The organism is Agrilactobacillus fermenti, from assembly GCF_047943045.1.
In the GTDB taxonomy this organism is placed as follows: domain Bacteria; phylum Bacillota; class Bacilli; order Lactobacillales; family Lactobacillaceae; genus Agrilactobacillus; species Agrilactobacillus fermenti.
The window spans coordinates 2,430,798-2,445,965 of record NZ_CP181347.1 but is presented as its reverse complement, the minus strand read 5'-3'; the positions used below and the strand labels follow the sequence as shown (position 1 = coordinate 2,445,965).

Here is a 15,168-nt window from a genome sequence, read left to right as displayed (position 1 = left end):
AGCGACGATTATAAAAAAGAAGCTTCTGAGACAAAACGAATGTTTTGTTCCAGAAGCTTTTTTTTACAGAGTAAAACTATAAAATCGGTGATAGTAAGCGGGAGAAGTATTGCTTGAAACGTAACCAATTTCCCTGGTGCTCAATGATATCGTCCGTTAGTAAAGTAGAATCTTCAATGTCGGCCATGAAAATTTCAGTTAATTGATGACTAACAGAGCGATCATAGATATAAGCATTGCATTCAAAATTAAGCGCATAGCTGCGGAAATCTTGATTCATAGAACCAACGGTACAAATTTCATCATCGATCACTAAGGTTTTGGCATGGATAAAACCATTGTCATAAATATAGATTTCAATACCTAGCTGATGCAAGAAATTCGCATAATACTGGGTGGCACGATAGATGAACGGGTGATCTGGTTTATCTGGAATCATAATTTTAATGTTGACGCCAGAACGCGCAGCCACCATAAGGGCACTGGTCATAGATTCGTCTGGGATCAAATAAGGTGACTGAATCAAGATCGACTTCTTAGCCTCTAAAACCGCTCGAATCGTACCGCCTTTTAGAATTTCTTCCTGAGTGTCGGGGCCGTCAGAAACAATTTGGATACTGCTATTTCCAGACAGCTCTTCCGTAACGGCGCGGAAATATTTCTCATTATAACCAATTTTCATAGCCTCATTTTTGACAGAGGCGTTCCAATCCATGATGAAGCGCTCCTGCAAGGAAGAAGAGGCTGTCCCAACAATGCGAATATGGGTATCGCGCCAATAGCCAAACTTTTTCTTCTTGCCTAAATATTGATCTCCGACGTTAAAACCGCCAGTCCAGCTGATGACCCCATCAACAACAACAATTTTACGATGGAGGTGGTAGTTTAAACGTGTTTTGGCAATTAAGTTTTGGGAGGTGATAAAGGGCGTTACTTGGCCTCCTAAGTCAATCAACTTTTGGAACCAGCGTTTGTTAGCTTTAGGCGAGCCCCAAGGATCGTAAATCAAGCGGATCTCTAAGCCTTCACGAGCTTTTTGTTCTAACAAACGTAAAAACTGATTACCGATATCATCATTATAAAAAGAATAATATTCAACATGGACTGTTTCTTTGGCTTGTCGAATATCGTCAAATAAGGCATCGAATTTTTCTTGCCCATCAGTAAAAATCTTGACCCGATTGCGTTTTGTCAATGGCGCGTCTTCGGTTCGATTGAAATAATGGATCAATAATTTAGCACGATGTGTGGTAGAATCGGGATTTTTAGTTCGGTTTTCAGCTTGATTATCTAACAAAATCATATGTTTCAGCCGCGCTAAACCAACGTGTTCTTGGTGGGTCAAGTCAAAGATATTCTCTTCGGCAATACCCCGACCCAAAAAAGCGTATAACAAGAACCCGACCACTGGCAGAAGCAACAGCGCCAGCAACCAGGCTAAGGTTGAAGTAATATTACGAGGTCGATGAAACACCGTCAACATGGCGACGGCGGTATTGATCACAACCAAGACTATTAAAATATTTACAAAGATCTCCATCGCTAACTCCCTCGTCCAATAATACTATAATCATGGAATAACCCCTTGGTAAAGTCAACATGAGAGAATTAAATTTATGGAAATTATTTATTTATTGATTGTACCCGAAGCAGCTGGTGGTAATTGTGCTGGTATCTTTTTGTGATGTTCTGCCCGTGCTTTAAGCGCCCATAAAATCGAAACTGTATCAACTATTTCTTGGAACATCGCGCCAATAAAAGCAGGGATCAAACCAGTACTGGCAATCAGCATCAGGCCGATGCAAATGGCAATACCGATCCAGACTGCTTGCTTGGCAACTTTCATCGTATCTTGACTGATGGTCATTGCCCGATTGAGATAACTTAAATCGTCTTTTAGGATCACCACATCAGCCGATTCACTAGCCGCAGTGGAACCATGAGCACCCATGGCAACACCCACATCCGCTTTTGCTAGGGCTGGGGCATCATTGACACCATCACCGACCATCATTACAGGGTGCTGGTTTACCGGTAGCGTTGTAATTAAATTAATTTTTTCTTCAGGCAGACAGTCCGCTTTGATCATATCGATCCCAATTTGTTTGCCTACCGTCTCAGCAATCGCACGCTGGTCACCGGTGATCATCAAAGTTTGGGCGACGCCCTGCTGTTTTAACCGTTCCAAAGTTGTGGCAGCTTCGTGCCGGATTTGATCTTTAAAAGTAATGTATCCAGCAAATTGACCATCGATGTTCACGTAAATGGCAGTTTGCGTGCGTGGCGTCTGGGTACCCTTAGGATCCGCTAAAGCTAATTTACCGGCTTTGACAATTTTACCATTGACTTGGGCTTCGATTCCTTGGCCCGTGTGTTCCGTTAAATGGTCACAGTTAAAAAGCGGCAATTCTTTGGCAGCTTGGACCAGAGAACGGGCAAGCACGTGATTGGAACTTTGTTCAGCACTAGCTGCATATTGTAATAAGTCGGTTTTAGTGAAAGGCGCTTGAGGCACAATCTGATCTAAAGTTAACTGACCAGTCGTCAATGTTCCGGTTTTATCGAAAGCTGCTGTTTTCACCGTGGCTAATTTTTCAATGGTCGTGCCACTTTTGACAATTACACCGTTTCGGCTGGCTCGACTCATACCGGAAACTAGGGCAATGGGTGCGGCTAAAATCAACGGGCAGGGTGAAGCAACCACTAGGACTTGCGCGAAACGAACTGGATCTTTAGCCAGTAACCAAGCAATGCCCGCGATCAGGTAAGCAATCGCGGTGAAGGGTACCGCATAGCGATCGGCTAAGCGGACAAACTTAGCTGGCCGTGCTTGAGATTCAGCTACCAAGCGGACGATTTTTTGATATTGAGAATCAGTCGCCAATTGTTCAGCGCGTAGACGTAGTGCCTGGCTGCCATTGACAGAACCTGACATGACGGTATCGCCCGGAGCTTTATAGACGGGCCGTGATTCACCGGTCAGTGATGCTTCATCAACTTCAGAAGTTCCAGTGAGAATCTTACCATCAACAGGAACGGTTTCTCCAGGGCGCACCACTAAAGTGTCGCCGATTTGGACCTGATCAATGTTGACGTCTTCCAGCGTATCATGTCGCAAAATATGTGCAGTTTCAGGTGTATTATCCAGCAGTGACTGCAATTCTTTACCAGCTCGGTGGGCGGCATAGTCTTCCAAGGTGTCGCCACCGATCAGCATGATCAAAACAACGATACTTGCCCAATATTCACCCACGGCTAAAGTTGCTACCACAGCTGAAATAGCCAGCAGATCAACGCCATATTTACCGCTGCGCAGTGTTTTGACCATTTCAATCAACATCAAAAAACTGAAAAAAGCGCCAGTCAAGGTAATTAAGATTTGCGCCCAATCCGCGTGGCCCAAGGCAAACTGCAGAATTAGTGCCACCACACCAATCGTCAAAATACTTAGTAGTTTGCGCGCATGCATGGCTACCCCTCCTTTTGAATGATAATTATTATCAATTGTGTGTTATTAAATAATGACTTATATTAAAGCCTTACTAACCTAATTATATCATTTAGACTTGTCATAATGGTATGGCAGCTAGTGATATTTAAAACAAAGGGTATTCCCTGATAAAATTTATTACGTATATAAATAATAATTAATATTAATAACAGATGGTATTTTAAACGCTTAATTTATCTCATTATGCTATAATGGTTTTATAATTTTTGCGGAGGCTAAATAATGGCACATTGGTTGAACTTAAAGCGCAGTATCACCTATGTACAGCCACTTCAGTAATTAGAATTAAAATTTACTGGAGTGGTGAAATTGAATATTAATTATTTACACAATATCCGTCAGGGCTATGGTTATGCCTTTTTTGCGTATTTTGGCATCACGAGTTTATGGGTGATCTACTTGCAGACCAAGGGTTTGACCTTGGTTGAAATTGGCCTATGTGAAAGTATCTTCCATATTGCCAGTGTCTTGTTTGAATTACCTACAGGGGTCCTTGCTGATCGCTTTTCCTATCGCATAGTGTTGATTGGCGGCCGTCTAGCAGCAATTATTTCGGCTATCTTAATGATTCTTGGACAACATTTTTGGCTATTTGCGGTGGGATTTATTTTTCAGGCTTTATCTTATAATTTGCAGTCGGGCACGATTGACGCCTTACTTTATGATTCTTTGAGTTTAAGTCGGCGAACACAAGCTTATCCAGCAGTGATCAGTCACACGAATATGATCTATGAGCTGGCTGATAATTGCGGTGTGCTGATTGCTGGCTTTTTGGTTCATTGGCATTTTGTATGGACATATGGCATTGCCATCGTTGTGGCAATTTTGGCAATAGGGATGGTACTTTTTATGAAGGAACCTAGTCTGCCACGCTCGACGGAAAAGCCTTTGTCTATTATTAAAATTATACAATTGGCTTATCACACCCTTAAGACCAAACCGTTATTGCGGCGCTTGATGCTCTACCATGCTTTATTTGCTACTTTTTGCACGACCTATTATTTCTATTTCCAAACAGTCATGACAGCAAATCATTTCCCAGGCTGGCTGATTTCAATATTGTTGGTCGTTTCAGCAAGTTTGAATATTTTGGGGATGCAATTTGCGCCTAAGGTAATGTCGACCATTGCCCGGCCGCGCTTACTGATGGGTCTTGCACTGATCCTAGCTGGGAGCTTAGTAGGTAACTTTGGTCAAAAGATTTGGCTTTTGTGTGGCCTCTTTTTCTTGATTCAAATATTAGGCGCTTTAGTCGAACCGATTTTCAGTACTTACTATAATGCCCATATCCGTTCTGAAGAGCGGGCGACGGTTTTGAGTGTGGCTAGCTTATTATTTTCGGCCGCAATGATCGGCCTATTTCCGGTCATCGGCTGGCTGATCGATCAAATTGGCTTTGCCGGTACATTTGGCAGCGTGGGTATTGGGGTGCTTCTGGTAAGCTTGTTAGTAAAGGGTTATTCATTTTGGCAGGATAAAAAGAGTGTCAATTAGTAAAAAAATAATCGCACTTAATTAATGGTTCCATTAGTAATTTGAAATAAGTTTTAATGAGTTTTATACTAACACCACACTGACCGCAAGGAGGTTAATTACTATGTCGCGAAGTTTCATTGTAAAGCTAGCTATTGGTATGTTACTTTCATTTGCAATCATGTGGTATCTCTTAACAAAGCATGATCCGTCTTATAGCTTAGTAGTTATTGGTGGGATTGTGGCTGCAATTTCAGTTGGTGCAGCAATTGCTGAAATAATTACCGGAACTGTTCAAACTAAAAAACGAGATTAGCTCGTGCATTCTATCAATGTGCTTACAAAAGTAAAAACATGCCTAGAATTAAAGCATACCTCAAACTCTAGGAAGCTAAGTGCAGTGAAATACAACTAAAAAAACCGTGCCTGAAAGCAAAATTTGTTTTCAGGCACGGTTTTTATATATAGTGATAAAACTTTACAACTTTAGCATAGATAGTTACTCGATATATGAGCCTAAGTAAACCAAGTGAGATTTAATGAGTAATATGTACTCATGTATACTATAATACCCTCGAGGTGATCAGTATGGCTAGTACGAATAAAAATAAAAAGTGGATTCAAGTGCGAGTTGATGCAGATCTCTATGATGATTTCAATCGCGTCCTCGATGATATTGGAATTTCTCAATCGGTGCTCATTAATACCTTACTAAAAAAGGTTGTTGCCGAAGGTCGTGTCCCATTTGACCTGGCTCAAACCAAGAGTGAACGATTAAACTTTGAACTCGGATAGCAAGTTCGTCAGACAAATATTCCTGCGATTAAAGATCCTAGAGAAGTTGACCGTTATCTGCTAGAAAATAGCGATGCCCACCAGTGACGTTGGCTTAGAGCTCCCGTCATGGCTTGCTACGGGCCCCATATTTTATATCTTTCTCGAACGCGACGTATCCAGAAGATTGGGGTTCTCCCAATTATAGACAGAGAGGGTCTAATTCAATTCTTGCGTGAAAGAAATGCTTTATGAAAATAGGGACAGCATTTTAATTAACCCCTATCAAGTATTACTTTTTCATATAAAACTAGCCCGTAAAAAATTAATTACTTTATATGATGTTATTTTTTTAGTGTCGACGGATGAATTAGTCCAGAGACACTTATTTTTTTCTCTTGGCTACTATAAAGTTGATACAAATATACAGAATTTTCAGTTGAAATTCTGTACAATAAGATTGTTATCAGCCGCCACAATAGTCACTATTTAACCGATTAGAAAAAAGGGATTGTACTGAAGCATGCCCAAATCAGTACTTGTATTTGGGTTAACACTTCAGATACAAAGTGGACACATACTATGTACACTATATTGGGGGAGATCATTATGAAATATATCCGTTTATTGATTTATTTGACCACCTTATTCATGATTTTATTGATCGGGATTGTTTCAAATAAGAGCCATGAGTCTTATTTGATTAATAAAAATATGAATGTAGCCCATAATTACCCACAATTCGCTTTACCAACGCCTTCTAATGTAACGCAGGTGACGTCCGTTGGGTCTGTCAAAAAAGTTTTATTAGCAGCACATAAGCAAACTGGTGTTAATGTGGTGTTTGTTGCCGTTAGCTTGGCGCCTAAATTACAACCAAATGGTCTTTTTCATACGGATGCAACGCACATGTTTTTTTATACTTTAGCTGAAAAACAGTCTGATATGGTTAAGAAGTTGGGGGCCTCTACTTGGAAAATTAACCGGGGCACCGTATATAGCAATGATCCCGAAATAAAATCAAACACAAGGTTACCCTTTATCTCGAATCGCGATTATATAACCATCTCATCGTTTAAAAAAGCACCGAATTATTTAGATGGCTATTATTTTATTGATAGCCAATCAAATTATGATAAAGAACAATTTCTAAACAGTGTTCGAGCAAATTTCAATCGTGAATTTAACACAAAATTTGCGCAGGTATATTTCGAAAAAACACCCAAATTTCCTTATGGGGCAACTGACACTTTTTTTGACCTTAAAATTGTCTTAGGGCTATCATTTATCTTATTTATTTGTTTAATCACATGGTATGGCGTTCTTCTATTTCAAAGGATAAAAGTATATGCATCATTAGGCCTTGATACGAGTACTATTATGTGGCGAACCATTGGCCGAAATTTAACGATTATTTCAATTTTAGGTATGATTCTTGTTGCCTTCATTTTTCGAACTGTAGCCCTTTCCTTTTTCTCAACTGCTATTTTAGCTATTGCTGTGGGCCTAGCCTTATTAATTGTAACGGTTAAAATTGTATATTGGGAATCTTTTAAAACGACAAAATCTGTTTACAAGCTAAAACCCCAGTTCATTTGGGCATTCGGTATATTAAAAATATTGCTTATTTCTTTAACGGTAAGTATTATAGCTCCGGTGACTTCAAACTTTGCATCGTATTTGGAAAAAAATCAGGATAAAAGTTCGAATCTTTTTATGAATCTTTATCCTGTATCGGTTGGCTTTGATGCGATTGAATTTGATAAAGATGACCACGGTGTGCAGATTGGTATTGAGAATGCGCTATATAATAAAATTACTGAAATGGGTGGGGTTATTTCAGATCCAGAAGTGTTAGACACTAATTTAACAATGGGATCAAGTTTTAGTATAAATTCAAATTACCTTAAATATAATCCCTTGGTTGATAAAAATGGCAGACGGCTGAAGATATCAATGTACGAACGCGAAAGAATTGTACTCATTCCTGAAAAGTATGAAGCTCAGATTGTTAATTTGAAAAAAGATTTGGACAACGTTTATCAAGGTAAAAGCTTTAAAGTGATATACATCAAAAACAATCAAAAAATGCAGACATATGGGGTACCTAATGTAACCATTCCAGTCCCAAGGACAATATTTGTCAATACCATTAATAACTCTGTTTCAGGTGATAGGCCATTCTTATCAAGCATTGATGATTACCACAGTGCGTTAAAAATTCCAACAAAGGGTACGAGTCCACAAAAGTTTTATAAAGAAATACTACCATTATTAAAAAAGCATCATCTTGAAGATAATTTACAGTCGATCATCCCAGAAAATCAATTACCGGGTGTTGTATTTAATGCTACGCTGGGGGGAACACTGGTTTATAAATTACAATTATCGGTGATATTCGTCTTTAGTATTGTGATTATTTTTTATTTTTATCAATTATTCTCGCTTGCAAATGGCCGCAAAATAGCAATTCATAGTCTTAATGGAAGATCTATGTTTGCGGTTTACTGGCCAATTATTGTCATAAATGTGGTGCAAATCATACTTTTAATCGCTCAGGTTCTTCGTATATACAGTATTGGCGGGGTAATCAATATTATTTTCTTTTCTATTGTTGATACTGTCGTAGGGGCACTTTTATTAAGACACTTCAAAAATATTTCAGTAAAGAATCTTTTTAAGGAGTAGCTCAATGGAAATTAAAATTAAAAATCTAAGCAAAGCAATTAAAGATAAAGAACTGTTCACAAATATTTCCGAAAGTCTGCACCCAAAGGACTTTGTTGCGATTACGGGAGAAAGTGGTTCTGGGAAGACGACTTTACTGAGTATTATTGGCTTACTTGAGAATTGGAATGATGGCTTTCTTCAATTTGATAATTATACGTTCACAAATCCTAGAGGCGGAACTGCTACAAAAATTCGTAAGCATAAATTTGGGTTTGTTTTCCAAAACTATGGCCTTTTTGAAGAAGCAGATGTTCAAAAAAATCTGAATATTGCATTCACTTCAAAAGTTAGTCAAACTGAGCGTCAAAATAAAATTATGGCAATTTTACAAAAAGTTAATCTAAAAGTCTCAGTGAATCAGCCGGTCTTAACATTATCTGGTGGGGAAAAACAACGATTAGGTGTTGCCCGGGCGCTTTTACGTGAGCCAGAGGTATTATTGGCAGATGAACCAACAAGTTCACTTGACGACCATAATGCTGAGGCAATCGTTACGCTGCTTAAAGAATTCGCCAATAGCGGCAAAATCGTTATTGTGGCAACACATGATGCTAGATTGATTAAGGCAGCCACAAAAAATATTCATATTGCTTATCCAAGATGATTATATGTTGCTTTTGGGGTTAATAAGGTAACGAGGCAAAAGACACAATTAAAAACCGTGACTGAAAACAAATTTTGCTTTCAGTCACGGTTTTTAGTTATAGTGCTAAATTCACCTGTTAATTATCGTTCCGGTTATTACCAAATAGTAAAATCAGCCGCAACAACTGTAAGAAAGTCGATAGGGCAGCGGCAACATATGTGAGTGCCGCTGCTGTCAGCACTTTTTTAACCATTGGGACTTCATCGCCATTCAATAAAGGGCCACTGGATAAAATTCGAACGGCGCGGATAGAGGCATTGAATTCCACCGGCAACGTAACCAATTGAAAAAGTAAAGCTAACGAAAAAGCCAAAATACCAATATTGATCAGCGTTTGATTCCAACTTAGTAAAACACCGACTAAAATTAGTGGAAAAGAAACAGATGTACCAATATTGGCCAAAGGGACAAGGCCAGCGCGAAGTTTAAGGGGCGCGTAACCCGTGTGATCTTGGATGGCATGGCCCACTTCATGGGCAGCCACGCCAATTGCGGCTACTGATGTGGAATTGGCAGTCGCTTCTGACAAACTCAACATTTTATTTTGGGAGTTATAATTATCGGTTAAGTTACCACTGATCTGCTGGATCTGAACGTCATGGATGCCCGCTTCTTGTAAAATATACTGGGCTGCATCCGTTGCAGTAATGCCTTTTTGGCTGCCGTATTGGTCGTACTTACGGAACGTACTGTTCACGTAAGCTGACGCAAGGCCTGACAATACGAGCCCAAAGATGACTAAGATAAAGGTCCAATCGAAATAAAATGGCATGAACATAGTGTACACGTCCTTTCATAAACTTATTATGCAAAAAGTGGCCGCAAGTTACATCAGTCTTAGGTCTGCTTTGAACATAACAACAAAATCATTTAAAGGGCACGGCACGAGTCATATCATAAACGACGAGGTCCTCAGGCTTTACTTGCGGATCATGATCTAGGATTGCTAGATCTTCACGCACGCGAAAACCTACTTTTTCTAGTAAAGCACTAGAATCCGATTGGTCTTTATAAGTGATAGCTTTGAGCTGACTCAGATTTAACTCATCAAATGCAAAGCGTGTCATGTGTGTCAAAATTTCAGACATGATGCCTTGATGTTGAAACTGGGGTAATAATTCATAGCTAACTTCAACACTATTTTCATCAGAATTGAAATTTTCAAATGTAAAAGTACCTAGAAACGTGGTGCTTTTGCGGTCTTGAATACCCCATAATAGTTTATGGTTACCCATGACTTCACGCATGGTTTGACTGATATAGTGCACGGTATCGGTCAGCGTGGAATCAGTCTGTCGGCGCGTTGCCTGAGCGAGTGTCTGGTCTTGACGTAATTGAAAGACTTCTTTGACTGTAAAAGTCGTTAGCCAATCTAAAGTATAGTGAGGGGTCATGATCGGATGATATTTCTCGAAACTTTCCATGTGCAAACTCCTTTGAGTCCGTGTTTGCGTCTGACGTTTGGCTTTGTTAGTGCTCGGCCACTAACGCCTTTGGTCACACTAAACGTGTTCACAAAGGCAATGACTTCACCTAACGACGCATGTCTCAAATGGAAAGATCCCCATTTATCGCCATTCTTGTTAGTGCTCAGTCATTAACCGCCTTTGGTCACACTCTTCACGGTTTCAATTATTCAAAGTCCAGTTTAACACATTGGTGGGCGTTTCAAGAGTGTAATGTACTTTTGACTGGTACGCCGGGGGTGGCGGCACCAAAATCAGGTAACTGTTGTTCGAATTGGTCGATCTCATCAGCGTGGGCTAGGGTCAGATCAATATCATCCAAGCCATTGAGAAATTTATAGCGGTACATGGGTTCGAACGCAAAGTGAAACGTTTGCTCACGAAACTGAACGGTCAAATTCGTGAGATCAACAGTGATTCGATCTTGATCGGTTGCCTGGCTTAAACTTTTGACTTCTGCTTTAGTGAGTTTGATCGGCAACAAGCCATTTTTGGTGGCATTATTATAAAATATCGGGCCGAAACTTTCGGCAATGACCACGCGAAAGCCAAAATCCATTAAAGCCCAAGCAGCGTGTTCTCGGGAAGAACCACTGCCGAAGTTCGTCCCAGCTATCAAAATTTGGGCATCTTGATAGGCCGGCTGATTTAAAATAAATGCAGGGTTAGGGCGGCCGTCACTTTGATAACGCCAGTCATAAAATAGACTTTGACCGTATCCCGTGCGTAAAATGTTTTTTAAAAATTGTTTCGGGATAATCTGGTCCGTATCAATATCATTGCGGTAAATAACGGCTGGTTTACCAGTGAAAATTGTAAATTTATCCATTAATGATGGCTTCCTTTCGAATATCGACAAAATGACCATGAATGGCAGCGGCAGCCACCATTTCTGGACTGGCTAGATGCGTGATTGAGCCGGCACCTTGACGGCCTTCAAAGTTACGATTAGAAGTAGAGACACTATGAACGCCTGCAGGGACACGATCTGGATTCATACCTAGGCAAGCAGAACAGCCAGGCATCCGCCAGTCGCAGCCAGCCGATTTAAAGATTTGATCTAGACCTTCTTTTTCCGCAGCTCGTTTGATAGCCATGGAGCCAGGGACAACTAACGCGGTTAATCCAGGCGCCACATGCTGACCCTTCAGAACACGAGCGGCTTTACGCAGATCTTCTAAGCGGCCGTTGGTACAGGAGCCGAAGAAAGCAAAACCAATGGGAATATCTAAAGGACTGTCACCGGGTTTTAAGCCTACATAGTCGTAAGCTTTTTGGTCATTGACATCTTTTGGTTCGGGGAAAGTACGGTCAATGGGAATGGCCATGCCGGGATTCGTACCCCACGTGACATAAGGTGCTAAGTCTGAGACGTCAAAATCGATCACTTCATCATATGCAGTCGGATCATCGGTATAAAATTGCGACCAATACTGGATTGCTGCTGACATATCTTTTGGGGCGTATTTACGACCAGCCAAATAATCAAAAGTTGTTTGATCAGGCCGAACTTGGCCCATCTTAGCACCGCCTTCAATAACCATGTTGCATAAAGTCATGCGTTCAGCCATGGAGAAATTTTCAACCACGTCACCATAAAATTCAATGGCATAACCGGTAAAGCCAGAGAAGCCATGTTGGCCGATCAAAGCCATGATCACATCTTTGGCACCTACGCCGGGTTGTAATTGTCCGTGAATATGAATACCCATAGTTTTGGGCTTTTGCTGCCAAATAGTTTGCGTGGCAAAAACATGTTCTACTTCGGACGTGCCAATACCAAAGGCGATGGCGCCAAAAGCACCATGCGTAGACGTATGGGAGTCACCACAAACAATAATTTTACCTGGCTGGGTCAAGCCTAACTGGGGACCGATGACATGAATGATGCCTTGTTCTGCTTGACCAACACTGGCTAAAGAAACGCCAAATTCGGCCGCGTTTTTTTGCAGCGTCTGCATTTGTTTGCGGGCGATGATATCTTTGACGTTAAAGACATCTTCCGTAGGCACATTATGGTCCATGGTGGCGAAAGTTTTATCTGGCCGCCGCACCCGCCGATGGGTCGCTCGTAACCCTTCAAAGGCTTGGGGGGAAGTCACTTCATGAACTAAATGCAGATCCACATACATCAATTGTGGTTCACCGGGTTTGCCTGTGATCACATGCTGCTGCCAAATTTTATCAAACATGGTCTGCGGTTCACTTGCATTAATCTTGGACATAATCGGGCGCCACCTTTACTGAGTTTTGTTGAATTTGCGTACAGATACGTTGAGTAAATGCCGTCGTACTTAGCTGCCCACCTAAGTCAACAGGCTGATCTTGTTGTAAAACCGCAACCATCGCCCGTTCGATGACATTTGCTGTGGCTTGATCATTAAACGTATGCTGCAACATTAAAACGGCTGAATTAATCATGCCTATTGGATCGGCTATATTTTGGCCCGCGATATCTGGCGCTGATCCGTGAATCGGCTCGTATAAATTTGGCCCATTCTCACTAATACTTTCAGATGGAATTGTGCCAATAGAGCCAGTGATTGCAGCGGCTTCATCGCTTAGAATGTCACCAAATAGATTGCTTGTGACGATAACATCGAACTGCTGCGGCGATTTAACGATTTTCATAGCGGCCGCATCAACGTATTCAAAATCTAACGTGATCTCTGGATATTGTGGGTGTATTTCTTCGGCGACATCGCGCCACAGTTTACTTGTGGCTAATACGTTGGCTTTATCGACAACGGTGACATGGCGGTCACGCTGCTGGGCTAATTGGAACGCATAAGTGATGATACGGCTGATCTCGTTGCGAGCGTAAGCCATGGTATCCACCGCTTGAGTGGCAGCATAATGACGTGGTTTGCCAAAGTAGATGCCAGAAGTCAGCTCCCGTACGATCATAAAATTGGTATTTTGTGCAATCTCAGCTTTTAGGGGGCTGCGTTTGACGGCAGCTGCTGTAATTTTGGTGGGGCGTAAGTTGGCGTAAACTTGCATGGCTGCCCGTAAGCCTAATAAACCAGCTTCTGGACGGACGTCATAATGATCCCATTTAGGGCCACCAACGGCAGCTAACAATACGGCATCTGACCGTTTGACTTGGGCTAATAAGGCGTCAGTCAAAGGCTCGCCGAATTGATCAATTGAGCAGCCGCCAAAAGCCATGGGGACGAAGTGATAATTAACTTGGGTGACTTGCTGGGCCGCTTGGATAATCTGGCGTGTCGCTGCCATGATTTCTGGGCCGATACCATCGCCACCAAGGACTGTAATGATAGGTTCATGCATTATTTAGCCACCTTCATTTCACAACTAGACATGATCTGTTCAAGGTCGTCATTACTCACCAGAGCTACTTGATCGGCAAAAGCTTTGAATTTTGGAAAGATGATCCGCATTTGTTCCGGTGTGACGGTATAACCGATTTGAGCTAAGCGTTCATGCACCGCATGGCTGCCGGACAGTTTGCCCAAAGGAATTTGCGTATGTTTCATACCCACGCTTTCTGGCGTCAAAATTTCGTAGGTTTGATGGTTCTTCAAGTAGCCATCTTGGTGAATGCCAGATTCATGGGAGAAGGCGAATGGCCCAATAACCGCTTTGTTCTTAGGTACGGGGATTTTAGCAAATTCACTGATCATGTCACTTGTGGCCTTGGTTTGTTTCATATCGATATTAGTGGCACATTGATAGTAATCTTGCCGTACTTTGATTTGAGCGGCTACTTCTTCCAATGCCGTATTACCAGCACGTTCACCAATACCATTAACCGTACCTTCGATCCGATCAGCACCGTGTTCGATTGCAGCCATCGCATTAGCGGTAGCCATGCCCAAGTCATTGTGGCAGTGCGCAGAGTAAGTAATTTTGTGAGGGCTTTGGATATGTTGAATCAAATTATCAAAAGTTGCCCCGAATTCAGCAGGATTAGAATAACCAACTGTATCAGCGATGTTGATGACAGTGGCACCAGCGTCGATCGCGGTTTGGCAGGCTTGCACTAGAAAGCCGGGTTCAGTGCGGGTGGCATCTTCAGGAGAGAATTGGACGATGTCAAAATACTGCTTAGCATAGCGCACTTTCTCATCGATCTCATGTAAAACTTGGGCTTTGGACATATGTAATTTGGCACTGCGATGAATGGGACTAGTGGCGATGAAGACGTGGATCTGCTTGTTTTTAGAATCGGCGGTTGCTTTAATGCAAGCATCGATGTCTTTTTGTTTCATCCGCGCCAAGCCCGTCACTCGGGTGGTTGAAAGGGCTCTGGAAATTGCTTGGACAGATTGGAAGTCGTTGGGTGACGCAATGGGGAAGCCAGCTTCAATGACATCTACGCCCCAGTTTTGGAGCTGCTTGGCAATTTTGACCTTTTCAGCAATACTAAAATTCACACCAACTGTTTGTTCCCCGTCACGTAGCGTCGTATCAAACATAGCAATTTTTCTCATAATCAAGCACTCCTTTTTTTGTATTAAAAAACGCCTCATCATTACTGATGGGGCGGCTGATAAAAAAAGGAGCCCCATCATCTAACACGAATAGGACTCCACACAATGTGC

13 protein-coding genes are annotated in these 15,168 nt (G+C 41.6%); 5 read left to right on the top strand and 8 right to left on the bottom strand.

Translation table 11 applies throughout. The features are described from left to right. Positions 1-76: 76 nt before the first annotated feature. The gene (cls, locus tag ACNAN0_RS12170) at positions 77-1,540 is read right to left on the bottom strand and encodes a cardiolipin synthase (RefSeq protein WP_230914212.1); all 1,464 of its coding nucleotides are present in this window, start codon (positions 1,538-1,540) and stop codon (positions 77-79) included. Between the two features lie 87 nt (positions 1,541-1,627). After that, entirely contained in the window at positions 1,628-3,469 is a 1,842-nt protein-coding gene (locus ACNAN0_RS12165; RefSeq protein WP_416353429.1) for a heavy metal translocating P-type ATPase, read from the bottom strand. A 351-nt stretch (positions 3,470-3,820) separates the two neighbouring features. Between ACNAN0_RS12165 and ACNAN0_RS12160 the strand changes: the two genes are divergently transcribed. From ACNAN0_RS12160 to ACNAN0_RS12140, 5 genes are all read left to right on the top strand, one after another. Further along, entirely contained in the window at positions 3,821-5,005 is a 1,185-nt protein-coding gene (locus ACNAN0_RS12160) for an MFS transporter (protein ID WP_416353428.1), read from the top strand. Between the two features lie 103 nt (positions 5,006-5,108). Beyond that, positions 5,109-5,300, top strand: coding sequence for a hypothetical protein (locus tag ACNAN0_RS12155; protein WP_416353427.1), 192 nt, complete (start codon positions 5,109-5,111; stop codon positions 5,298-5,300). A 272-nt stretch (positions 5,301-5,572) separates the two neighbouring features. Beyond that, positions 5,573-5,779 (top strand): type II toxin-antitoxin system RelB/DinJ family antitoxin, encoded by a 207-nt coding sequence (locus ACNAN0_RS12150; RefSeq protein ID WP_416353426.1) that lies wholly within the window; start codon positions 5,573-5,575, stop codon positions 5,777-5,779. A gap of 588 nt (positions 5,780-6,367) precedes the next feature. Then, positions 6,368-8,446 (top strand): hypothetical protein, encoded by a 2,079-nt coding sequence (locus tag ACNAN0_RS12145; RefSeq protein ID WP_416353425.1) that lies wholly within the window; start codon positions 6,368-6,370, stop codon positions 8,444-8,446. A 4-nt stretch (positions 8,447-8,450) separates the two neighbouring features. Next, entirely contained in the window at positions 8,451-9,092 is a 642-nt protein-coding gene (locus tag ACNAN0_RS12140; protein ID WP_416353424.1) for an ATP-binding cassette domain-containing protein, read from the top strand. A 118-nt stretch (positions 9,093-9,210) separates the two neighbouring features. Here ACNAN0_RS12140 and ACNAN0_RS12135 read toward each other — a convergent pair whose 3' ends face one another. From ACNAN0_RS12135 to ACNAN0_RS12110, 6 genes are all read right to left on the bottom strand, one after another. Next, positions 9,211-9,912 (bottom strand): zinc metallopeptidase, encoded by a 702-nt coding sequence (locus tag ACNAN0_RS12135; protein ID WP_416353423.1) that lies wholly within the window; start codon positions 9,910-9,912, stop codon positions 9,211-9,213. 88 nt (positions 9,913-10,000) lie between these two features. Beyond that, a complete protein-coding gene (locus ACNAN0_RS12130; RefSeq protein ID WP_416353422.1) occupies positions 10,001-10,558 on the bottom strand; it encodes a GNAT family N-acetyltransferase in 558 nt (185 codons plus the stop codon). Positions 10,559-10,802: 244 nt separating this feature from the next. Next, entirely contained in the window at positions 10,803-11,429 is a 627-nt protein-coding gene (leuD, locus tag ACNAN0_RS12125; protein ID WP_416353421.1) for a 3-isopropylmalate dehydratase small subunit, read from the bottom strand. Next, positions 11,422-12,792, bottom strand: a complete 1,371-nt coding sequence (gene leuC / locus ACNAN0_RS12120) for a 3-isopropylmalate dehydratase large subunit (RefSeq protein WP_416354203.1) — start codon at positions 12,790-12,792, stop codon at positions 11,422-11,424. The genes leuD and leuC overlap by 8 nt, the downstream gene beginning before the upstream one ends. A 19-nt stretch (positions 12,793-12,811) precedes the next feature. Further along, positions 12,812-13,894, bottom strand: a complete 1,083-nt coding sequence (gene leuB, locus ACNAN0_RS12115) for a 3-isopropylmalate dehydrogenase (protein ID WP_416353420.1) — start codon at positions 13,892-13,894, stop codon at positions 12,812-12,814. Further along, entirely contained in the window at positions 13,894-15,057 is a 1,164-nt protein-coding gene (locus ACNAN0_RS12110; RefSeq protein WP_416353419.1) for a 2-isopropylmalate synthase, read from the bottom strand. The genes leuB and ACNAN0_RS12110 overlap by 1 nt, the downstream gene beginning before the upstream one ends. Positions 15,058-15,168: the final 111 nt, after the last annotated feature.